This window comes from Bradyrhizobium sp. 18BD (assembly GCF_054185225.1).
This window is the reverse complement of record NZ_JAVAYL010000022.1, coordinates 80,695-103,490: the sequence shown is the minus strand read 5'-3', so window position 1 is coordinate 103,490 and position 22,796 is coordinate 80,695. Positions and strand designations below refer to the sequence as shown.

Below are 22,796 nucleotides of genomic sequence, written 5' to 3'. Positions count from 1 at the left end.
CCGACACAGAGATACGTTGGTCAAGGCGATGCTTCGGAAAGGGTGGCGGAACGACGCCATCCACTTCTACTTCAACAAGCCGGATCGTCTGATCAGTCCGGGCAGGATCACTCAGATCAAGAAGGAGAAGTACGGCGCATCGGTCGAGGAAGCACTTCCGGAAGAACTGGAAGCCTTCCTGTCGGCCTGGGAAGATTCCGTGTCCAAGCCCCCGCCGGTCCCCTCCCCTGTAGACATGAAAATTCTGCGATCGATGTTCGTCCGGGATGCCGGAACATGGCGGCTTGCCGGCGGCGAAACGGACCGAACCGAATGCAAGGCCAGTTTTAGGGTGCAGCCCGCGGATAGCTTCTCTAAATCGCTGCGGGCCATTGCGGGTCTCGCAAACAACAAGGGAGGTTACTTGCTCTTCGGAGTCACGGACGGAAGCTTCCAAGCGGATGGACTTGCGGACGAGACGTTCGCAAAATGCGACGTCGGGGTCATCAACAGGGTCCTCGCGAGTTCTCTAGATCCGGTCCCTTACGTCACGAAAGCCACCATCGAACTCGCGGGCAAATCGGTCGGCGTCCTATACGTCGAAAAGCACGATCATGGTCCGATAGTGGCGATCAAGAACGTCGGCCAAGACGTCAAAGAAGGGGGCATCTACTTCCGCTATGTCGGCGAAACTCGGCTGATCAAACCGGGAGAGCTGCGTCAAATCATCGCCGCACGGGAACAACGAGCCATTGCAGCATTCAGCGCACGGATGGGACGGGTCGCGACGGGCAAGGAGGCCACGATCGATCTCGACTCTGGCGAGGTCGCCGGCACCAGCGGCAAGTTCGTCATCGACAAGTCCCTCCTTCCGAACATCCAATTCGTCCGGGAGGGCGATTTCAGCCAAACCAAAGGTAAGCCCGCGCTCCGGCTCATCGGCGACGTCGAGCCGGTGTCGGAAGCAGAGCGGGAACGGACGCGCATCATCCGCGATAACGTGACCCCGGACGCCGTCGTTCGCAATTTCCTGCGCAACGAGAAGGTCGCCGAACCCATGCAGTACATCCATTACCAGGCGCACTGCCAGCGCAAGTGGCTCCCCGTCTGGTTTTACATCGATCAAACGAACCTGACGGCCACCGGGGTCGCCGAAGATCTGCGCAGGCAGGTCACGACATACCCCTCCTACCGGGATGCACTCGTCGACAGAATCGCAGGGAAAAATGCGGCCTTCCGTCAATCGACCGGGAAGGCCGAAGCCCTGCGCGCGAAGCTTGTGCGCGGGGAGATATCTCCGCCATCTGATATCGACCAGGACGTCGTCTTCGCGGCAGCCGTGCAGGCGCTGCCTACGACGGTCAAACCGAAGGACCTCGATGCGATCCGGCAGGCGCTCCTAAAGTCCCTCGATCGGGCCCAGGGAGCCGACTCCCGGAGCAGTAATCGTCGAGGCTCCATCTACAGGGCCGCCTGCCGCCTGGACGAGTTGTTGCGCTCGGTGAGCGAGTAGACGATCCTGCACAATGGCGATGCAATTATTTTTGCCGCCTCACAGTTTCAAAATAATTGCGCTCAACGCGGACGAATCCGCCGGGGCGCCGCGCCCTCGGACGTTTCGAAACAATTGCCTTCGACCACGGGACAGGGCCGCGGCTCACCGAACGGCCACTTAATCAATCTCTCGTCGTCGGCGGAGACATAGCTCCCGGAGGCGACAGCCTCCACTGACGAAGAATCGCCGCGACGTATCTCGACACCGTTCTTACCGAAGTTTTTGTCGACGGCGGCGCGCCGATAACCCGTCCGGGGACCATTGCGACTTCACACTGGGTCATCATCAACGGGAAACTTAAGACCGTGCCCGATGAGAGTGAGTACCGAGATTCCCTCAGGTTTTGCTCGCATTCCCTCAGTTTCGGTAACCCGCGTTGAGGGAAACTTGAGCCGGCGCCCTGTATTCATAGATTCGTAAGATTCGTCGAATGTCTCAAGCCTCTGACAGCAAAGCGAATTCTCGAATATCATTTTTGAGTTTCCCTCAGATTCGGCAAACTTTCCCTCAAAGACTGCTGCCGGGACGCTTGCTGCAGCGCCGGGAACGAGCTGCTATCGGCCCAGGGTCTCGATGATGACGGCTTTCGCGCGAGCGAGCCGCTCCTCGTCTTGCCTGATCTGGGCTAGGGAAATGAGCAGGGTTTTCTGAATAAGGTTATCCGTCACGGTGCGGCCATGCGCGATCGCGTTAAGATGCCCCTGCGAGCGGACTTTCGCCCTGGCCAGCGGGTACTGCCAGCGTGGGCCATAGGTCAGGTTCACCATAGTGAAGAAAAGCTCCCGGGGAGACCGCTTGAGGTAGTCGTCCAAGAATGGCTTGGCGTCGATGTAGTCTGCCGTCGTGATTCCAGCGGCCTTCTCAGCGTCCGACAACCCGTCGGCTTCGCCGTGGCCGGCTCCGCCGCGGTCGGCTCGATCGGGACTGTCGCATTTGTCGAGCCGTTCGAGGCCTTTGATTTCGTCTTCGAGAGGAATAGGACAAATAGCGACGGAGTCGTGATCAAACGCGTCGTAATCGACGTCGAGAGGCTCGGGGAAAATCTCTCCGTCCAAAGAGATGGGGCAGACGATGACCGAGACATCATCATCGGCGAAGTCGCATTCGACGTCGAGCAACTCGGGGAAATCCCGCTCGCTTGGCAAAAGATCGCTCATCTCTACTCCGTTCGTACGCCACCTGCTGTAAATATCGGCCGCATAGGCGCTCATCAATCGAGCGTCGACCTGCCTTATCCGGAAATGGCGGTGGATAGCGGGGACAATTGGTCCATAAGCGCCTCTGATCTACGAAGTTTACTTGATCCATCTCGACTAGCTTGGAGCGAAAGAGTGTCATTCGCTCGAACCGGCACAGTCAAGCCGACGGACACCATCGGCCGCCCGTTAGATATTTCAGGAGCTACGCTTCTGAAAACGGACTAATCCGCCCGCACGTGTCAAAATAATCGCGCCCGCCCGCGGACTCATCTGCCGGCACCGCCGCCGCTCTCACGTGTCAAAATAATTGCGCCCGACCACGGACTCCTCTGCCGGCACCGCCGCCGCTCTCACGTGTCAAAATAATTGCGCCCGACCACGGACTCATCTGCCGGCACCGCCGCCGCTCTCACGTGTCGAAATAATTGCGCCCGACCACGGACTCATCCGCAGGCGCCGCCGCCGCTCTCACGTGTCAAAATAATTGCGCCCGACCACGGACTCATCTGCCGGCACCGCCGCCGCTCTCACGTGTCAAAATAATTGCGCCCGACCACGGACTCATCCGCAGGCGCCGCCGCCGCTCTCACGTGTCAAAATAATTGCGCCCGACCACGGACTCATCCGCAGGCGCCGCCGCCGCTCTCACGTGTCAAAATAATTGCGCCCGACCACGGACTCATCCGCAGGCGCAGCCACCGCCCTCACGTTTCCGCCGACGCCAGTGTCGTCGTCGCGGGCTGCGAGGCTCAACTTTGCCGCGAACGCTAGAAGGCCCATTGACCGGCAATCTTTCCGCCAGATCAGATCAGCGCAATCTCGGCCGAGAGCCGGCCGCTCTTCCCATGATCGGCCGAGAGTTGACTTCGGTGGCCCTTGCCGTCCTACGACCGTGCTCTCGTCGAAGAAAATGGGTCGCTGGAGCCGCGGCGGTGGCGGCCGCGAGGATCGCTCTAGCCGCCATTCTAAGGGCCTTTTCCCCCGACGACGTCGCAGGCGACCGCCGCTCGGTCACCACGCCCTTGGCCGCGGAATTGTGAGAGGCGCTCCTTTTGCTCGCCTTGAACGAGCGGACCTCGCCCTCGTTCGGCCAAGGAGCTGGGACGTTAGCTCTGGTCAAGAAATTTGAAGAATTCGGCGATTTCTCGAGCCGCCAGCTCCGGCTTGCGTGACGAGCATTCCCAGACGATGAGCACCCGGTAGCCAAGCTCTTTCAGCCGCCTTACGTGCTCGAGATCGCGAGCCTTCGTCCTGTCCAGCTTCGGCCGCCAGTATCCGCGGTTTGATTTGGGGTCGGACGCCAGCGCGCAGCCTTCGTGGGAGTGCCAGAAGCATCCGTGAACGAAGATCGCAAACTTGCGGGTCTTGTTCGCAAAATCGGGCTTGCCCGGAAGATCGCGGACGTTCAGCCGGTATTTGATCCCGGCGACAGAAAGGAGCTGCCTGACGACGCGCTCCGGAGCCGTGTTCGTAGACCGGATCCGGGACATGGATTCGCCCCGGCTTAGGGCCGCCCGTTTGTGCCGAGGGAGAAGCTTACGGAGTTTGGCCATCTAAACGATCGGTGTCCTAGGCTGCGAGCCGATTCAAGCCCCAGCAAGGCTGATGCCGATCGCCGGGACGCGATCCGAAGGTACCAGGAGCGTCGCCCAGTCGGCGATGAGACGCCCGTCGCGCCGCATGCCCGCTCCGACGATTCTGCAGCCGGAGCTTACGCTGCTCGCCGGCAACGCTCCGTGAATGGAACGGCGGGTCACTACGCTTGCGGTGGTCATCCCCGGCACCGTCGAAACGGCCCCTGCCAGAGTGACGGTCTGCAGATCTCCATCGTTGCCGAGCTGTACCGAATTCACTTGGCCGCTGACGGCAACGGGCGCTTCTATTACGGCGCCGTTCGGACTTCGCCGTGCGAGCCACTCCCAGAATGCAGGACATACAAGCTGGAAGCGGCATGACCCGCAGGAGGTTTCCGATGGACTCGCGAGGTCCGCAGCACGCGCCGCGGACGATAGCGCACCGTTCCACGCGTCGAGATCCGCGATCGCGGCGTCGGCTTCCGCATCGCATTCGGCCGGCGCGAGCCCAAACTCGATGGTCTCGCCCGACGCGCCGGCGATGATGCCCTTGTTCGGCCAGAAGCCGAGGCTCTCGGCGATGATCGCGGCGTATATTAGGATTTGGCGCCGGTGCCGGCCGAACAATTCGATGCCGAGAGGTGTCGCGCGGTCCGGCAGGTTCGACTTGATGTCCGTCACCGTGGTTCTGTCGAAGCGGTCGGGACGTCCGACCAGGCGGCCGCCGCGTGCGGTCAGTCTCCGCTCGGTGCCGGACCGCGACGGCGCCTGCACGCTGCCGGACGAAGGTTTCGCCGCCGAGTTCAGCTTTGCCGCCGAACTGAGCGCTCGCTGCCTCGTCAAATAGTAGGCAGGCCAGCGGGTCGGATCGGAGAACCGCCGGTCGAACTGATGAGATCCGATCCGCTGAACGAGCTTGGCGATTTCGCCGTCCCATGCGCCCTCGATATCGGCGATTCCTTCGTGCCTGGTTCTTTCGAGGAGGGCATGCAGCGCCGTCCCCAGCCAAAGCCTGGGGTCGTGTAGCACCCATTCGTCCGCCTCGCGGCAGGAGGCGAGGCCGGCGCGCAGCGGGCAGATCCTCATTTCGTTTCCGAGCGAGGGGCTGGTCGTCGCCAGCGGCCGTATCGAGAGCGCCGCGGGCATGGTCAAAGCGGGCGCCGCAGCGCCTCGAACACCGAAACGAATGACTGGCCGGGATCTATGCGAAGGCCGTGGACGCGCTCGGCCTCGTCCCAGGCGCTTGCCAGATCGGGTCCCAGGTTGTTCCGGTCGGTCAGCCAGAGCGGGTGGGTCACGATCTTGACGTCGGTGCCGTTGGTGATGGCCGGCAGCCCCGCGATCGTCAACTGTCTGTAGCCCGGCCGTGCGCCGAGCAGGGTGACCGCCGCGATGTTCGCCACGCGTGCCCATCTGGGCGACGAAAGAGAGATCGGAGCGGCCGCATCGAGCGCGAGCGACGCGAGATCGACCGCGAGCCTCCAATCGAGAAGGTTGTGATACTGGAGGTTGCTGTAGCTTCGCAGACAGTCAGGACAGGACGTATCGCAGGCGTCGGCGTGGCGGCTGCCTGCCAGAGTTTCGTAGAATCCGTTGTATCCGGGCTCGCAGATGAGCCGCAGCAGATATTCGGCCTCGACAGGCTGGCCCAGATAGGTGGCGTATCCGGCGCCGTTCTCGAGCGTGTCCGACAGGAAGATCTGCCCGGTCACTCCCGCGGCGGGATCCTCGACGCTGCGGATGCCCGATTTTAGTTCGTAGTCGTGGATGTCCAGCAGCACCGCGGCTGCACGCCGGAGCATGAAGGCCAGCGAGTAGAGCGCCGCGCGTCCCTGAGGAGTGCGGGGATCGGCACCGCGGCCGGCACCGTAGTCCAGGATGCCGAGCAGCAGCATATCGGTGTCGCTGATCGCCGCCAGCGCGCAGGCGACCGGATTCTCGAGGGGCGCCAACCGCAGCGGAGGATTGCGGCTCCCGACCGAGGCGGCGAATTTCGCATCGGCAGCCTCCGCGGCGGCGATATCGATCTTCGCCTGCGAATTGGGCCAGACCCTCGCCAGATGGTAGAGGTCGCCCCCGTTGTCATTGATAACGTAGAGGCTTCCGACACCGGCGCCGACCTGGAAATTGAGATGAGGGTTGATCGCGAACGGAGGGCGCCCGACCTTCGGCCGCGCGGCCCGAGGCACGAAATCGAACGAGCCGTCGTAGTCGCGGGCCCACCGCGAAGAACTGTAGAATCCTTTGGGTTGGCGAAGATCGAGGGCGCGGTATTCGCCCTCTCCGTTTCCGGCGACAGCCGCGCACGTGGGGCAGGCCGGGCCCCCCGGATTAACCGTCTCGACGTGCTGGCAGTTGCCGCAGACGGCCACCGGGATCGACGGACCCAGCGGATCGGCGTCTTCAACGGCGCGCTGTCCCTGCCTCGAGTAGTGCGTCACGCCGATCGCCGTATGGATCGCGCGCTCCTTCACGGTCTCAGCTCCGGGAGCGAACATGCTGACGGCGAGTTCGAGATCTCGGTCGATCACGTCACGCGGCGGCCAGCCTCGCGGACTTCCGTGATAAAGATTCCGCGCTCTGGTCGGGAAGCCGAACATGGGCAGGATCCCGCGGTTCGCCAGCCTTTCGCTGAGCCCGTCCTGAATCAGTGTAGGGTTTTGGCTCGCCAGCGTGACCTGCTGAACGAGATCGTTGCGCACGAAATTTAAGGCCTCGACGCGCGATGTTGGGTTCGTCGCCAGAACCGTACCCGTCAAGAGCAGGTCGCACGCGTGCTCCACTTCGGCGGGGTGCCGGTCAATCCATTCCTGAACGATGTCCGCGACCGTGTTTCCCGTATACCCGGCCGGCATCGTGTCCGGAAGCTGCGTCCAAGCCGCGGCGAGTCCGAATTCGCCGTGCACGCTGTCGCCGCCGGAGCCCACAAAAAGCCGAAGTTCGGCAAAGGCCGCGCGCAGCACCTCCTTGCTGAGAACGCGCCGAAGTATCTGCAGGCGATTGGTGTCGACGTAGGGAGGCGGCGGCGGATCGGAGGTAATGCGGTCGGGCCGCTGGAAGTAGTAGTCGTCGTGGCTTCGCCCGCGGCACAGCGTCAGCGCGATCGATACGGCGGCTCCGCGCCGTCCGGCGCGTCCGACGCGCTGCTGGTAGTTGAACCGCATCGGCGGCATGTTCGCCATCATCGCCGCGAGCAGCGAGCCGATGTCGACGCCGGCTTCCATCGTGGTCGTGACGCTGAGCAGATCCAGATTTTCAGTGAGCCCGTGCTCGTTTCCGACGTTGACGTTCTGAAAAAGACGTTGGCGGTCCCGGGCGACGATCTTGTCGGTCTGTCCGGTCATCTCGGCGCAGTTCAGGCGGAAGACGGGACCTGCCCGCGTCGCGAGCCAGCTATAGTAGTCGAGTTCATCGTTCGCGTCGTCGTCCGCGATGCGCCGCGGCTGCCCGAGGCGGGCTTCGCAGTTCGAGCAGATACCTCCGCTGTGGTGCAGGTGGACACGCGAACAGCGGTCGCACTGGAAATATGTCTCGCCCGGGCCTCTCGCGAAGAGGCGATCGTATTCGAGGATGCCCTGGTTCAGCACGCCCGAGCGCGTAAGTATGCCGGTGACGTCCTGTTCAAACGCTTGGGGATCGCGCCCATTCAGGTCCGCCACCGCGGCGAGATAGTCCCGTGCATACTTCGGCAGCCGAGGGTCCCGGTCCGTCGCCCGGTGCGTGGTGATCCGCCGGCGTTTTCCGAGCACCCGGATGCAGCTATCGGCTGCTTCCTCGAGGATCGGGTCGCCGGCAGGCGGCCGAAACATCGGATTGAAGGTAACCACGCCAAGCTTCAGCGATTCGAAATCGCGGCGCCCGCCAGAAAAGACAGATTCCGCGATCGCTTCGCGCTCCGCGTTTTCGATTCTGTTCTGATGGGCGCGTTCGTCCGGAGACAGGTTGGCTCGGAAGCCGGGCGGAACGAGCTGCCAGTCAAGCAGCCGCGGCCACTCGCCCTCATGCGTCTGCGGGTTCGTCCATGTCACGCTTCTATCGACACCGCCGGGATTCATTCCGGTCGCAAGCAGCCGTCTTTGCGCCTGGGCCTGAAGGCTCTGAATCGGCAGGATGCCGCTGCGCGCCTGGGCGAGCAGCAGGTCGGCGAACTGCTGCTGCGTCATTCCACCGACTGCCGACGGCATCGCTCCTTGCCCGTTGGCGGCCGCCAAGATCGCATACGCGGCATCGGGCCGCGCGGATCCGAACCGGTTGGCGAGCGTTTCCTCTTCGGGCGTAAGATTCTCCCGTCTCGTCCTCCGCTCGAACGCGAGGATCGCAGCCGCCTCTTCGCTAACGCCTTCGACCAGGACCTGGCGCATTGCGTCGAGCCAGTGCGACTTCGCCACCCCGACGGCAAGCTTCGCGGCGTCTTGCCGGCTGTCGGAAAAGAGGACGAGCTTGCGCCTGGAATCCTCGGTGGCCTCGGCCGCACCGCGAGGGACAGGTGCGATCTCGCGCAATAGCGCGTCCGTCAGAACTTGCGCCGTCTTCTGGAAACCGGTGCGCTGCGTCCGTATCGGCGCAGCGCTCGCCAGTTGGCTCCAGTTCGCCTCGCATCTCGGGCAAACTGCGGGCCTGTCGTTTTGCGCCGACTGCGCACTCTGCGCCGCCGCGGGAATCGGCTGCTGATGTAGCTGCGGCACGTAGTAGAGCCACCCTGTCGTTGAGGCGGAATTGCGCGCAAGCTGGATCTCCCCAGTCCGGTGGTCGTAGTTGGCGCGCCTCCAGGTCCGCCGGACGTTCTCCTGCGTCCAGGTGTCGTTCTGAGGGCCTTGAAGTCTGGTCGCGGTGCGGGCGGGCCAGTACACGGCGTAGTTGGAATAGCTCCGGTCGCTCGCGGAATGGTCGGGCGCCTTTTCAATGTTTGGATCGTCCGGAACGAGCGACCACACATTGGGCCTGAGCTCGCGCCGGTGCCCGCCGAGGAAGACGTCGCCGCACGGTTCGCAATAAAGCATCTCGAGGACGCGCGATCCGCAAGGGCAGGTCGTCGCTGGTCGGTCGAAGAGCCGGCCGACCAGGATGTCGGGCTCCGTCCGCGCCACCTCGGTGCAGTTCGGATTCGTGCATGCCCAGATGCCCTGCACGTTCCTGAAGAAGACATGCGTCCGCAGCGGAAGTAGGGGGGCGTCTCCCGAGCTTCTCGCCCGTGCCAGGGACGACACCAGTCCTTGTCCTGCCGAGGCGGCTTCGTCCGAGGAGATCTCAGGGAAAAGCGCCTCGCCGATCGCGCCAGGCGTCAGCGGCCGCACCACGGGGTCGTCGTCGGTACCGCTGTTGCAAGCCGCCCTGACGGCTTCGGCCGCGCCGGCCGAACTGAGGGCTTCGCCCAGCCGCCGCTCGATCGGCAGCGCCGCGTCCGGAGGCGCGGCGCCTGCACCCGCGCTCAACGCATCGACGGCCGCGTTGATCGCCGCGGAATCGTTCGCTTCGATCGCCAGGCCGAGCTGGCGGAACGGGCCGCCGAGATTTCGCAGGCTTTCCCGCGCTCCGGCCGCGATCGGCACGGCGCCGCCACGGATGAGCTCGAACGGCGTGGACCTGCCGAAGAACTGCCGCAGATATTCCTGCGCGCGAGCCTCGTCCGATCCCAGCGACGCGCTGGATGCGAGGATACGAAGCTGAGGATGATCCGGATGGAGGCCGATCCGGTCCAGAAGAACCCTCAGGATGTAGGCGACTTCGGTGCCGGGTGTACCGCGGTAGGCATGAAGTTCGTCGACGACGAGATGGAAGACGTTCGACTCGTCGTCTTCGAGCCAAGCGCGCGTCGCGTCGAAGATCGGCGTCTCAACATCGCGCATCAGCATGATGTTCAGCATGCTATAGTTCGTCACCAGGATGTCGGGCGTCGCATCCTGCATGTCCCACCGGCTCCACATCTCTCCACCGTCGAGGCGTGGAAAGAAGCGCTCGGCATCGGTGCCGGCGACCGCGTTCGCGGTGTCGGAGAGGCGCTTCATCTCGGTACGTAGGCTCGTTTCCGCTTCGCTGCTCGTCGGGCGGCCCGAGACCGGCGTGGACCCGATGTAGCGGCCGAACCAGAAGCGATTTCCGGGGCGGTTCGCCGACAGCCATCCTCGGATCGCATCGCTGTCCAGAGACTGGCGAAGCCGGGTCATCTGGTCTTCGGCCAGCGCGTTCAGGGGATACATGACGAGCGCCCTCATCCCGGGGAGGCGCGCACCCTGTTCATGGTCGCGCTGGCCGATGCGCGTGTGATGCAGCCGCCGCCCCGATCCAGGAGCGGGAGGCATATTCCACCAGTCGTTCTGGGGCGCGGCGGGAATGGCGGGCCAGCGCGCCGACTCGCGGATGAGCGAGGCGAAGACTGGCAGATAGATCGACTCCGTCTTCCCCGAACCGGTGCCGGTGAGGATGACCGCGTCGCGTCCTTCCGCCGCGGAGATGCGAAGCATCTCGACCTGGTGGCGGTAGAGTTCGATCGGCGTGGGGGTTCTGGAGAGGAACAGGCCGTTCCCCGCGAACTGGCCGAGATCGGCGATGACCTGCGCCGGCCATCCGGCCGCGCCGCCCAGCGCGGACTGCGCTGCCTGGACGATGTTCTGCTGGCTTCCAGCGTACGGTGGCTGCGGCTCGATGAGCGGTTCGCGATAGAGGACGCCATCGCGGTCGAGGAGCTCGCGGCGCTCATTGACCAGTTCGTCGAACCGGAGATCGAACGGGCTGTCGAAGTACCGAAGATACGCGTCCTTGAGTCCGCGAAAGATGGCTGCTGTATCGGTCATGCTAACTTCAATCCGGTAATCGAGATGGCGAGGTGCGCGGTGCGGTGCGATATTCCGCGAAAAGTGAGCTCGCGTCTTTCGCGTCCGAATTCCGGCAGCATGCCCGAGCAGAGCGCGAGTGAACGGGTGATTAGCGTCGGTGGCCTCAGCGCGGCGGGCATGCGCAACGACCGGGTCTTGAGATCTAGGTGAAGCTTTCTGGCGCCTGCGACCACGGCGAGGCGGCCGGCGGCCGCATCGATCTCTGACTGCGAGTCCTTGCCGTCCTTCAAGAGTACGATTGAATTCCAGTCGCGCTTGATCTGGAACAGTCCACGTAAGGCATCGCGCGCTTCGTCGAGCGAAGAGTCCATCCAGCGCAGGCTCGACTTGGAAAACCTCCTCACCTCTTCCACTTTTCCGGCCACCATCTCGCACGGCTTCCGCGGCCAAGTGGCGATCGCCGGAAGACTTGCCAGTAGCGTGAAGGCGGCGTCCCGCTGCCAGTTCAAGGCCGCTTCCGCGGCTATCGTGCAGAGAAGCGAGCTCGTCGCGGCCGTCACCAGCGTGCACTCGGGACGCTCGGTCTGTGCTACTGAATGCATTTCGGCGCCGTACTTGGCGCAGACTTTCGAGAGGCGGCCGGTCAGACCTCGGGTCCTGGCGCCGCACAGGACCGCTGTCGCGCTATTCTCCGAGTCTTCGCCGAGTGCGGCCAGTACCGGCGGTGCGACGTGCCAGCGGTCCCCATCGAGTTCGATATGGCCGAGCACGGCGAGATCCTCCATAACCCGGTACGGCCGGCGGTCGGGGACCAGTTCGGAAGGAAGATCGTTCAGACGCCCGCTTTCGCGGTACGAGATCCACTCGAGCAGGCGATCGGTCATCGAGCACGTTTCCGGCGGCGAGCTTCCTGGGTGGCGGACCGCCAGGCGGCTTTCGCAGCCGGTGTCTCCGGCCGGACTGGGACGCGCCGCGCGGCCATGTTTCTGACGATGAATGCCCAGCGGGCGTCGAGCTTCTGGGGCTGCCGCTCCGACGCGGCCTGCGGAAAGTCTAATACCAGAATCCTGCTTTGCTCCCTCCGCCCACCGGACGACAGGACCGCGAACAGCGGCTCGAAGGACAGCGCCGCGATCGCCGCGGGCGCATCCTGCCGGACCGGTAGCATCTTGATCTCATGGCGTGCGCCGAGGGCCGTGACGCTCGAAGCCGCTTCGGTCGCGAGCACGGTCCTGCCGTCCGGCGAATAGACCATGGCGCCGCAGATCGCCGCCGCTCCGGAGAGCGCGGGAGCAAGCGAAGTATGGGCGGTCCACCGCTTCCAGCCGTCACGATGCGCGGGATCCGGCATGATGTGGTAGGTGAGCGACTTTCCCGGAACGATGTCGATGAGGTGCGGTCCCGGCTTATCCCAGCCGGGCGCGCTCCAGCTTCTGTCGGCCCGCATCTGCGCCGGCGAACCGTCGATAAAGACTTCGCAGTTCGACGGCATTCCGTCGATACGGATTAGCGGCGGTTCGCCTTCCGCATAGACCGCGGTTTTGATTTCAAAGCCGCCGTCGAGCACGATCGTCATTTCCGCGCCGGGATCGAGCGGTCTGAGCCACTCCGGTGGTGAAACGAGGGCCCGCACCGGCACGTAGCCGTCGAGCACGGTCCATCCGGAAGGCAGACCCTCGAAGCCCGACAGCCGCACTGGCGCGGAAGATCCCGCTTCTGTCGCGGTAGCTTCGATGTCGGCGGCATGCCTTTCTCGGCACACGATCGTACAGCGGTTGCCAAGAGGCGCCGAGGAGACCGAAATCAGATCCGGTTCGCCCGGCGCGCCAGTGAACAGATGAAAAGGCCGCGCGCTGCGGACCCACTCCAGCTTTTGCGTCTCGTCCGAAAAACGAATCTCGCCATCGAGAAGTCCGGGGGTCCAATCTAGATCGAAGTCGTCGTAGCGCGAGTCGTCGAAGTTCTGCACGTCCTCTCCGCCGATCCGGATACGATCGGGAAAGCCCTCGGGTCTTTGCAAGATGGCGGCGAGCGCGATGCGCTTTCTGATGGGATCAACCATGAGACGCAGCTTGGCTTCCGCCTGGCGAAGGCGTGACGATGCCCGCCGCTCGCGCCGCGGCTCGGCTTCTTCCCGCGGCGGGATCTGTCTGCGCGCACCGCGCCGGTCGCGGAAGACCGCCCGCGGACGCGGCCCTGTGTCTTCATTGCCTCCCTGTGGTTCGGACGGGGCGGCATCGGCATTCGGCGCGTCCGAAGAGTGGCCGGCCGTGTGCTCTTCGGGTGCAGCTTCTTCGCGAGCAGAATAATCATCTGCTGGCTCGGCCGCGCCGGACAAATCGTCTTCGGAGGACGTCGGCGGCTCTGTCTCTGGTGAACTCTGCGGCGGAATGGCTTGCGAATCCGGCTGGCTGACTGCCGCTTCGACGGAGGCGTCTTCGGCAGGTGCCGGAGCGCCAACAGCCGTCTCGCCGCGATCGCCAGCGGCAGCAAGGTCAGGAATCCAAACCTCAGGAATTTCGGTCGTGATGCCCGCGCCGGCTTCATGGTGCGGGGCTTCGCCAACCTCGGTAGCTTCTGGCTCGGCGTCGCCGCGCTCGTCGAAGTCCGGACCGTGGCCTCCGCCGTCAGGAGGCGGACCGCGAAGGTCGAATGCTTCCGCAAGGCTTCTGAAGCGGTTCGGCGCAAGCGGACGAGAGTGTGCGGCAAGCAGTCGGGACAAGTCCTCAGGGCCGCGCTCGGTCCCACTCCATGAAACGACCGGATCCCAGCCCAGCGCTTTCAGACGCTGGGAAACGTCGGCGACAGTCTCGTCATGAGCAGAGATGTGCGCTTTCTCCTCGACGAGCACGGCGGTGCGGCCGTCTTTGTCCAGGACAATGCCCTCGGTCGCCCCGCGCGAGATCTTCCAGCCCAGCGACTGTGCCGCTCGGGCATCGGCGCTTTGGGGCGGCTCTGCAGGGCTCGAAGCTGACCGGAGATCCTTGCGGCACAGGATCACGACGCCGTGGGCGGCTCTCTGAGCGATGTCGGCGAGATCCGCATCGTGCAGTTTGTCGAAAGCGGCGACCACGACACCGGCCGCCTCACTGCCGGATGCGGACGCGCTGCAGCCTTCCCGCCGAAGTTCGGCGGCCAGACGCTCTGCTGCGGCTGAAAGTCCGCCCGCGTCCAGCCCTTCGTCCTCGCGGACCAGCACGCCGAAGCCGTCTGGCTCTCCGAGCCAGCGGTTCGGTTCGCCGGACGCGGCGGCGGCGACTTCTGGATCGGTCTGCCGGTGCGGAATCTCGAGCGAAATCGTCCCGTCGTCCTCGGCGATGCCGAGCAGGTGCACGGTAGGCCGGAAGCGTTTGATTTGCGCCAGCGTGTCGGCAGGAAATCCGGAGGCATCGTCGATCACGACGACGTCGAACCGGTTTTGAGCGAAGGCTGCGAGCGCATCGGAAGCGGTCCGCGCCCGCCGCACCGCTGCAGGCCATCGCTCATCCGCGGGACGCTCGGACAATGACGTCAGATCGAGCAGCAGGTCGAGGACACCGGGGCTGTAGGATGGTCCGGACGCCGGCTCGGCCGCCGGGACCGCGAGGGAAGCCTGCTCGATTTGCCGGGCGAAGTCCTCGGGAGCGTTGAGCATGTCACCGAAGCCCGTGCTCGCGAACAGATCACGAAGCTGTCTGGCTTCGTCGGCCGCCTTGGCGCGCGGCTCCAACATCCCGCCGGCCGCGCCAAGCGCGGTAGAGGCCTCCTCGATCGGCGAGTTGAGCAACCTTTCGAACGCGGGTTTGGACATCGATGCGCGCAGCAATCCGAGATGTCCAGGCAGGTGACGGGCCGCGTACCGTGCTTCCCGGAGCAACTGGACGAGCCGCGCGACATCCGGTACGGCCGTACCGGTTTGCCGCGACGCTGCGGCACCGAAGCTGGCGAGCGGCCGGCTGCCGTACTCGGCGACGAACGGCTCCAGCAGGGCGCTGTCTTGCCTATAGTCCTGCAGCGCCGCTTCGAACGTTCTGACCGCCGTTACCGCCCCCTGGTCCGGTTTCATCCGCATGAAGTATTCGATCGCCTTCGCGGCATCGCTTCCGCTGCTCGCGGCGAGTGCGGCCTTGAAATTCCCGTGCCGTCTGATCAGCGAAATGGCGGTGCTGATCGTATGAGCCATGAAGGCCGCATGTTTTTGGTAGTCCGCCAAGCTCCGGTCGGTCGACCGCGGACGCAGGAGGCTGGCTACCGCTTTCGAAACGGCTCGCTCCAGGTCGGCTTCCTTCTGATCGGAGACGATCTTGGCGATGCCGGTCTTGTACTCCGCGTCGCCGGCCCGAATCAGGTCCATCGCCTCGTCGTCGGGCGGCACTTCGATTGCCCGGCCTGCGAGGGCTTCGCCGACGTCCCTTAACGTCCTGCCGGCCCGGGCATTACCCGTCCACAGCACGTCGGCGACCCTGGCCGCGTCCTGAGCGGCGAGCGACAGCGAATTCAACGTGGCGGCTGAATGACCGCGGTTCGCCGCGGCACTGCTCTCGATTTCGCCGGCCGTCAGATTGTGGGTTCGAGCCAGTGCCCGCGCCTTCTCGAGGATGAGTATCGCCGCGCGCGCGGCGTCGGGACTGGTTCTGGCCCGTGCCTCGATTGCGCTCGCGGGTGCCACCGGCGTAGCAGCGGAATCGCCGGAGACGTGACTGATCTGCGCCCGCTCCGCGAGAACCCGGTGGATCTCGCGGACGATGGCGAAGCCGAGGGGCCGTTCAAGTACCTCGCTCGCCCCGATCAGAAGACAGGTCCTGCCGGCTCTGGCGGTTTCCGACGCGATCGCGTTCGCCAGCACGGACCTGCCCGTGCCGCGGCGCCCCGCCACGCCGACGGGACCGGAAGCGGACTTGCGGAGCGCAAGCGCCTGTAGTGGGTCGAGGACGATCATGTGCAGCCAGCGACCCGCTACCTTTTAGCCTCTGTCATTTGCCCCCGCCGGATTGTTTTTAGCAGTAGGATTGAGCCTACTTTAGGCATGTGCGAGACCGCGTCACAACCGATTTTCCGCTGTCTGAATCCAAAGTACCAGGAAAGTTCGCCTTAGGATTCGTTCGGCCGCGGAATCGGCGGTGGGCCCGAGACCGGCGGCAATGGCCGTTACATTGCCCGCAGCAGCTTCTTCGCCGCCGTCGCTACGGCATGGCCAAGAAGAGGCGGCACCGCATTCCCGACCTGCTTGAGTTGCTGAGTTTCGCTGCCGACGAAGACGAATCCGTCATGGAACGACTGCAGTCTGGCCGCTTCGCGTACCGTGATCCAGCGGTCGTGCTTGGGGTGCACCCATTCCGACAGGTCGCGCTGCATCTGCGCGAGGATCGTGTAGGAGGGCTCGTTCGGATGCAGCCTTCGCCACTTGTACGGACGAGAGCCGCTCCACAGCGCCGACGGCAGCGAGTCTCCGCACATTCCAGGCTTGAGCGCCCGCAGGATGCGCTTCCTTCTGCTTTCGATGCCCTTGGTGTGGTGATTGAATAGCGACGGAGCTCCGTCGACGTTTGCCCGTTTCCACTGCTTCGGGATCAGCGGGCTTTCGAGATCGAGCCGCATGCTGCGCTGGAAATCGGACAAGGTCCGCCTGCGAAGTTTCGGATAGGGCAGCGGCCCATCGTCGAGCGAGACGCGTTTGGGAAGATCGGAGATCGCTTCGGCGACCGTGGTCTCGCGCTCGGTTCGGCTGGCGTCGAGATAGCGCTCGAACCGTTCCGCGAGATCGGTTGGAGCCGCCAGGCCGTCTCTGGTGCCGACGAAGAAGACGCGCCGGCGATGCTGAGGCACTCCAAATTCCGATGCGGTCAGCGTGGTCAGTATCGTGTTGCGGTAGCCCGCGCCCTTCAGCGCGGAGAGGATGAGGTCGCGGAAGTGACCGTTCTTCATGGCGACCATGTTCGGCACGTTTTCCATCACGAAGACTTTGGGCTTGAGCGTTTTCAGCACTCTCGCGAATTCGAGATAGAGGAGATTTCGGGGGTCCTTCAGATCTCGCGGACCGATCTGGCTGAAGCCTTGGCAAGGCGGCCCGCCGAACACCAAGTCGACCTCTCCATCGAGAAGCTCGCGCCTGCTGGGAACGCCCGGCTGTGCATCGATGAGGAACGTCGAGATGTCACCCCTGAACATGGGGACCTTCGGGAAATTGGCACTGTGGGTGCCCGCGGCGTGCTCGTCCATCTCGACTGCGCACGCGAGTTTGAATCCCGCGAGGCGAACGCCTTCGCAAAAGCCTCCTGCACCACTGAAGAGAGAGACGGCGGTCGGCATTGCCACGAAAATTCCTGTCGGATGACGCGCTTAAAGCCCAGTACGCTCAAATCAAACGCTAACAGTGTCAATGAGACGGCCGATCTTGTGAACCGTTTCTTTGACGATAGCGACTGCCGCGTCTCGAGCCCATAGTGCATAGAAAGCGTTAATCGAAAGACTCTAGCCACCTTGACGTGCGTGCCTATCGAGACAGCGCTGAGCAGGTAGTCGTCTTCCAGCGATCAGAACAACAGGGCACCGTCGGTCGACTGTGTGTCCTCGCCTCGGCGGTCGCTAGAATGAACCAGCCTGTTGCGGCGACGGCGGAGCGACTTCAGCGTCTCCTCCACGCTGTAACCATGTTCCTGCAACGTCACCAGTGTCCTCTTGACCAGATCGAACTCAGCTCCAGTCCGATTCAGCAGCCTTTCAGAGTCGCTGGTGACCAGCGCTTCGACCAGGGCCCGGCCGATCTCATCGATGGTCGGCGCTTTGCGCCGGTCCATGTCAGCCCGCCAGCGCGCAGTCCTCATTCGCTGCTGCGCGCGACGTAGCTCGATCGGCATACGGTTGCGGGCCTTGCAGAATCGATTGTCCGGCCTGTCTGGGTCGCGCTGAAAGTAGATCACGCAGGCTGAGTCCATCGCGGCGATCCGGTCGATGTCATCCTGGGTCAGTCTGCGCCTGAGCTTTGCCATCGGTGATCTCCCCTTCAAGTCGGCGGACCGGCCCACTTCGCGTCTGTTATCCCGTCCAGCGCAGCAAGGGTCAACAATCCGACGGAGAGCACCGTAGCTTCGCAATCCGCGGCGCCAGAGCTCCGCAGTTACTGCCCCAGGCATGTATCGATCAGTCCAATACTGGTTCGAGGTCGTGGTCGGCGTGAACGATGCTGAAACTGCGCTCGAGTGCGGAGCCCCCGACAGTGCCGTTCCTGCGAAAGAGTGGGCGAGCTTTGCCGAGCGCGAAAGCTGCAAGTCTCACTCGTTAGCATCGTGGTAATGACCGCAGGCAAGCGGAAAAACTCCAAAGTAACTATCCCAAGAGCCGCCGCGAGACGCCGACTATGCCGGGCAGCCTTCGATATGGCGCGAAGCGCGGGTCTAGAATCTCAGTAGCGCTGGCGCGGCTTCTTCGACGCCAGGCGCCGAGCTTCTGCCTCTTCTGGATCGTCGCCGCTATCGTCGGGCTCCAGGTGGCCGCCCACGGCGGCTGGCCAATACGTATCTCCGTCATCGAACCAGTCCCGAGGGGCGTTCTGGCCGAAAATCAGCTCATGCGCCTGGGAAAACCGCTGCCAACGCTCGGCAAGACGCAGCGGCTCAGAGGTTCTCATGTCGAAAGGCGTTGGCCCGGAGGTCGGAACCCGTTTGCCCATATTATCAAGCTTGGGGTTGCGGGGGTCCGCTCTTAGCCAATTGATCAGAAGTCGCTCGATGTAAGCCGACCGCGACAGGCCGGCCTCCGATGCTCTCAGCGACAACAACTTCATCAGGTCGTCATGCGCACGTAGCGTCAGCCGATTGTGCCGAATGTCGTTGACGTCGCGCGCGACAGGGCCGCGCTTTCTCTTTGGTGGGAACCCTTTGCTAACCATAGACCAGACGAGCCCTTGATTTCGTTATAACACTGTTATAACGAAGTTATTCAATGATGGCAACTTCGTACGCGTGGATAGCATGACCAGCAAGGATTCGTCGAGACCTCGCCAGCCTCATCCGGCCCTAAATCTGCTATTTTGCCGCCGCTGGGACGATGCGTTCGCCTTGATGCACCACCTTTCCGAGGAGACGCTCGGTCAGGCGCGGGCGCAGCGGCTGCTCGACGTCAGCGGCGACCGCCAGGTCGTTCAGGACGAGATCCGCAAGACCGTCGACGAGCTCTATGCGCTCGGCGCCCGGGAAGCCGGCGAGCTGGCGCTGGCCTGGTTGATGCTCACCTGCAGGCCCAACTATGCCCCTTCGTTCAGGGCCGTGCTGCCGCAGCTCCAATATGCCCTCGATGCCGCCGACCTGGAGGACGACGTCGACGCCCGTGAGCGCCTGCGCATCTGGTGGGCAGCCGGCGCCGGCGGCTACGTCAAGGAGAAGAAGCGCTCGATGTTCTCCGTGGCAGCCGCCGTGCTCGCGGGCGAGATCGAGAAGGAGCCCGCTTTTGAGATGCCGGCGCGTGAGGCCGACGTGGCGAAGTGGTTTCGGTCGCCGTACCCGGGGCCGATGCTGGTCGTGATGCCGGCGGCGAAGGCGACGAAGCTGAACGCCGGCAACAAGCAATTCAACGAGATTCTTGACAAGCCGCTGCCGCTCGTCTGCGCTCGCAACCTCGACGAGGCGCGGAAGCGGTTGTCGTATGAGTTTCCTCACGCCTCGGCCGCGATCGAGGCGCTGTTCAAGGATCTGCGCGAGGGTGAACCGATCAAACTGCGCAACACGATTCTTTTGGGCAGCCCCGGGTGCGGCAAGTCGCGTCTTATTCGCAAATTGGCGCAGGCCGTGTCGGGAGGCCAGCAACACGTCCATCGCGTGGATGCCGCCGCGTCAGGAAATGATTCACATTTCGCCGGGGTGTCAAAATCTTGGTCGTCCACCGAGGCGAGCGTGCCGGCAAGGGCGGTACTCGCTTCGCGCACGGCTAATCCTTTGGTGATGATTGACGAGCTCTGCAAGGGTTCGCCGAGAGGCGGATTGAACGGCACCCTATGGGAAGCGCTCGCGGGGCTGACCGACAGGGAGACGGCGTCACGTACGCGCGATCCCTCGCTTGATGCCGAGCTTCACCTCGGGATGGTGTCATACATTTGCACCGCCAACGACGTCACCGTGCTACCGGATTTCTTAAAAGACCGGTTCCGAATGCTGCGCGTGCCAGCGCCCACACTCGTCGATTTGCCGCTTCTAGCGGCGTCGATCGTCGACGCCATGCTGATCGAGGAAGGCGACGAATGGGCCGGAAGCGTGGCGCCGTTCGCTCCGGACGAGCTGGCCGTCATGGCGAAGGCCTGGCAGGCACGCGGCATGTCGATGCGCGCGTTGCAGAAGATCGTGCGCGCGACCTTGGAAGCCCGCGACGCCTACGCAATGAGGCACTAACAATGTCGAACTCGGGATGGAAGGAAGACCTAGCGCGAGACATCGAAGCGTACACCCTCGGCGAGGAGCCGTCGGTGTTCGAGATGATGCGGGCGCCGGTGATCGAGGACTGGACGACGGAGATCAGGCGGCTCGGAAAGGAGTTCAAGCTCGTCGTCAAGGGCCGCGCGCGGAAGCATCCGGATTATGACAACGGCGAGGACATCTGCACTGCGGCCATCAATTGGTTCGATCGCAAGGCCCGCTTCTGCCGGTCGGCGCACCGGCTGTACATGCTGGGCCAGCAGGCCGGCGAAGACATCCCGGTCGACGGAGTGGACGTATGATGCACGCCGCGCTGATCTCGTTCGCCGTCGTGGCGCTGCTCGCAGTGCTCGCCGGCGAGCTGTCCGAGCTGCCTTGGCGACGGCGCCTGGCCGACGCCGGCCGATCGCGGCTGTCGGCCACGGCGCAACCCCCGAGGCTTCGCCGATGAGCCACAAGGTCGAGCTGGTCCTCCGCGTCGACGGCGCTGACGTCGAGACGCTCGCGTTCACCGGCGAGCCGGTCCGGGCGTCGATCGAGCGCAACCAGGCCGGCCTGATCGTGGCAGTGTTCTCGGCCGGTGACGACGGCGATCCTCCGGCCATGCTCACGCGCGGCGGAGCCGGCGGGCATCCCGGCATGCACACTGCGGTCGTCCGCAAGGTCCCGGTCGGCGAGGAAAAGCGCTGGCGCCTGGTCAGGGCTGTCGGATGGCGAAAGGATGACTGACTACATGGCAATGAGCCCAAGAAAACCGGACGAGTCCGACGACGACTACGTTGCTCGCCTGGCGGCAGAAATGCCTCCAAAGCCCGGTATCGAGATCATCGTCGCGTTCGACCCAGGTCCCGACGACCTCATCCTCGCCAACATCCGACTGGCGCCGGACGGCACCGTTCGCGCCTGGCAGGTCGTCGGCCAAGGCGGCGAGATCGAGTTCAAGGCCACGCCGATTCCGGACTGGGAGTCTCTTGGCATGTTCGCGACGGTCGAGCTGCTCGCCAAGATGTGCGACGCCGTCCAAGAGGGCCAGGGCCGATGAACGATGACGCAGACTATCTCTCGCTGAAGTGGGGCTCGCTGAAGTCGCTCCGCATGCGCACGCCCGCCGTCGAAGAAGCGTTCCGGCGCTACGACGAGACCGGGACGCACCATGGAAGCGCGCTGTTCCACAAGGACAGCCAAGGAAGCGGACGCCGTCGATGATCGGCACGGCGTCGGCGTCCAGGAAGGTGACGAAGGTCCGGCGCGCGGCGTCGCGGAGCTGCGCGGCAGCGTCCTGCAGCACGCTCCCGTAGTATTCGTGATTGCCGGCGACGAACAGGATGGGCTTGCCCCACAGCGCGCTGGTTGGTCATCCAGTTCACCGCCCGGTAGGCGTGATGGACGTCGCCGGCGAATACCGCCACGTCGAAGTCCAGGTTCTCGGGGACGTCGTAGCCATGCGACCACGCCTCTCCGTGCAGGTCGGATGCGATGAAGAGCTTCATGGCCGTACGATCGCTTCGCCGTCAGCAAGGGGCAAGGGCGCCGTTTTTTCAAGGATTCGGACTCGCGCCAGCGCGCCAATGATGGCAACGTGAGCCGGTCGCGCTGCCACCCCGCGGTGCTACACCGTGCTACACCGCCCCAAAATCGGTCGCTCGGGAGACGCCTTGTTTTGAAGGGAATCTGCGCTGCCGCAAAGCGGTGGCGGAGAGAGTGGGATTCGAACCCACGGTACGGTTTCCCGCACACACGCTTTCCAAGCGTGCGCCTTAAGCCACTCGGCCATCTCTCCGGAGCGCCCTCTCTTGAAGGGGCGCGGGTGATTTTGCAAGGGATCGCGGAGAGATCGGGTGATTTTTCCGTAAGATGTTGTATTTAAACAATAATATCTGGAGCCGACGGATCTGCGGGAACCACCTGCAGGCTGAACCAAAGGCGGGTTTGGCACGACGATTCACTTGAGACCGCCAAACCGGACCGGGGACACCATGACCATCCGCAAGACCATCGCCGCACTCAGCCTGATTTCCGCCTTTGGCTCCGCCTTTGCCGTGCCCGCATTGGCGCAGGTCTGCACCCGGCAGGGTATGGACGTGAGCTGCGATGACGGGCGCCGCGGGGTGCTTTCCGGCGATGCCATCCTCTGGCCCGACGGGACACGCTCGAGCTCGACGCCGCATCAGAGCGTGATCATCGGCAACAAGAGCTCGGTGCATATCGGACCCGGCGTGTTCGTCGGCCAGGGCAAGGGCATGGTGCCGCTGGACGATCCGAACGCGCCGAACAAGAGGCAGTGCGCGATTCTGGAGGGCGTGTCGTATTGTTATTGAGCGTCCTCCTCTCCC

At 63.9% G+C, this 22,796-nt stretch carries 17 protein-coding genes and 1 tRNA gene; 8 read left to right on the top strand and 10 right to left on the bottom strand.

Translation table 11 applies throughout. From position 1 onward, the window contains the following. Nucleotides 1-16 precede the first annotated feature (16 nt). Nucleotides 17-1,492 (top strand): AlbA family DNA-binding domain-containing protein, encoded by a 1,476-nt coding sequence (locus RAD16_RS32490; protein ID WP_458161907.1) that lies wholly within the window; start codon nucleotides 17-19, stop codon nucleotides 1,490-1,492. A 596-nt stretch (nucleotides 1,493-2,088) separates the two neighbouring features. On the opposite strand, the gene RAD16_RS32485 is transcribed toward RAD16_RS32490, so the two are convergent. From RAD16_RS32485 to RAD16_RS32445, 9 genes are all read right to left on the bottom strand, one after another. Next, a complete protein-coding gene (locus RAD16_RS32485) occupies nucleotides 2,089-2,691 on the bottom strand; it encodes a hypothetical protein (protein WP_458161906.1) in 603 nt (200 codons plus the stop codon). Nucleotides 2,692-3,839: 1,148 nt separating this feature from the next. Beyond that, nucleotides 3,840-4,286 (bottom strand): very short patch repair endonuclease, encoded by a 447-nt coding sequence (locus RAD16_RS32480; RefSeq protein ID WP_458161905.1) that lies wholly within the window; start codon nucleotides 4,284-4,286, stop codon nucleotides 3,840-3,842. Between the two features lie 33 nt (nucleotides 4,287-4,319). Beyond that, on the bottom strand, nucleotides 4,320-5,453 hold the full coding sequence (locus tag RAD16_RS32475) for a PD-(D/E)XK nuclease family protein (protein WP_458161965.1): 1,134 nt from the start codon (nucleotides 5,451-5,453) through the stop codon (nucleotides 4,320-4,322). Nucleotides 5,454-5,455: 2 nt separating this feature from the next. Continuing rightward, nucleotides 5,456-11,098, bottom strand: a complete 5,643-nt coding sequence (locus RAD16_RS32470) for a DEAD/DEAH box helicase (protein ID WP_458161904.1) — start codon at nucleotides 11,096-11,098, stop codon at nucleotides 5,456-5,458. Further along, nucleotides 11,095-11,964 (bottom strand): hypothetical protein, encoded by an 870-nt coding sequence (locus RAD16_RS32465; protein WP_458161903.1) that lies wholly within the window; start codon nucleotides 11,962-11,964, stop codon nucleotides 11,095-11,097. Before RAD16_RS32465 ends, RAD16_RS32470 begins: the two co-directional genes overlap by 4 nt. Beyond that, a complete protein-coding gene (locus tag RAD16_RS32460; protein WP_458161902.1) occupies nucleotides 11,961-15,998 on the bottom strand; it encodes a hypothetical protein in 4,038 nt (1,345 codons plus the stop codon). Before RAD16_RS32460 ends, RAD16_RS32465 begins: the two co-directional genes overlap by 4 nt. A 209-nt stretch (nucleotides 15,999-16,207) precedes the next feature. Further along, nucleotides 16,208-17,368 carry a DNA cytosine methyltransferase gene (locus RAD16_RS32455; RefSeq protein ID WP_458161901.1) on the bottom strand — a complete coding sequence of 387 codons (1,161 nt, stop codon included), beginning with the start codon at nucleotides 17,366-17,368 and terminating at the stop codon, nucleotides 16,208-16,210. 224 nt (nucleotides 17,369-17,592) lie between these two features. Next, nucleotides 17,593-18,048: a hypothetical protein gene (locus tag RAD16_RS32450; RefSeq protein ID WP_458161900.1), complete on the bottom strand. Its 456-nt coding sequence runs from the start codon at nucleotides 18,046-18,048 to the stop codon at nucleotides 17,593-17,595. A 413-nt stretch (nucleotides 18,049-18,461) separates the two neighbouring features. Next, on the bottom strand, nucleotides 18,462-18,842 hold the full coding sequence (locus tag RAD16_RS32445; RefSeq protein ID WP_458161899.1) for a hypothetical protein: 381 nt from the start codon (nucleotides 18,840-18,842) through the stop codon (nucleotides 18,462-18,464). Between the two features lie 187 nt (nucleotides 18,843-19,029). Between RAD16_RS32445 and RAD16_RS32440 the strand changes: the two genes are divergently transcribed. The 6 genes from RAD16_RS32440 to RAD16_RS32415 are packed head-to-tail and all read left to right on the top strand — an operon-like array spanning nucleotide 19,030 to nucleotide 21,669. Beyond that, nucleotides 19,030-20,439: an AAA family ATPase gene (locus tag RAD16_RS32440; RefSeq protein ID WP_458161898.1), complete on the top strand. Its 1,410-nt coding sequence runs from the start codon at nucleotides 19,030-19,032 to the stop codon at nucleotides 20,437-20,439. A gap of 2 nt (nucleotides 20,440-20,441) precedes the next feature. Then, entirely contained in the window at nucleotides 20,442-20,765 is a 324-nt protein-coding gene (locus RAD16_RS32435; RefSeq protein WP_458161897.1) for a hypothetical protein, read from the top strand. After that, on the top strand, nucleotides 20,762-20,914 hold the full coding sequence (locus RAD16_RS32430) for a hypothetical protein (RefSeq protein ID WP_458161896.1): 153 nt from the start codon (nucleotides 20,762-20,764) through the stop codon (nucleotides 20,912-20,914). Before RAD16_RS32435 ends, RAD16_RS32430 begins: the two co-directional genes overlap by 4 nt. Continuing rightward, nucleotides 20,911-21,192 (top strand): hypothetical protein, encoded by a 282-nt coding sequence (locus tag RAD16_RS32425; RefSeq protein WP_458161895.1) that lies wholly within the window; start codon nucleotides 20,911-20,913, stop codon nucleotides 21,190-21,192. Before RAD16_RS32430 ends, RAD16_RS32425 begins: the two co-directional genes overlap by 4 nt. 4 nt (nucleotides 21,193-21,196) lie before the next feature. After that, the gene (locus tag RAD16_RS32420) at nucleotides 21,197-21,505 is read left to right on the top strand and encodes a hypothetical protein (protein ID WP_458161894.1); all 309 of its coding nucleotides are present in this window, start codon (nucleotides 21,197-21,199) and stop codon (nucleotides 21,503-21,505) included. After that, nucleotides 21,502-21,669, top strand: coding sequence for a hypothetical protein (locus RAD16_RS32415; RefSeq protein WP_458161893.1), 168 nt, complete (start codon nucleotides 21,502-21,504; stop codon nucleotides 21,667-21,669). Before RAD16_RS32420 ends, RAD16_RS32415 begins: the two co-directional genes overlap by 4 nt. A 484-nt stretch (nucleotides 21,670-22,153) precedes the next feature. Here RAD16_RS32415 and RAD16_RS32410 read toward each other — a convergent pair. Then, nucleotides 22,154-22,243, bottom strand: a tRNA-Ser gene (locus tag RAD16_RS32410). Nucleotides 22,244-22,439: 196 nt separating this feature from the next. Between RAD16_RS32410 and RAD16_RS32405 the strand changes: the two genes are divergently transcribed. Next, nucleotides 22,440-22,781, top strand: a complete 342-nt coding sequence (locus RAD16_RS32405) for a hypothetical protein (RefSeq protein WP_458161892.1) — start codon at nucleotides 22,440-22,442, stop codon at nucleotides 22,779-22,781. The last annotated feature ends 15 nt before the right edge of the window (nucleotides 22,782-22,796 follow it).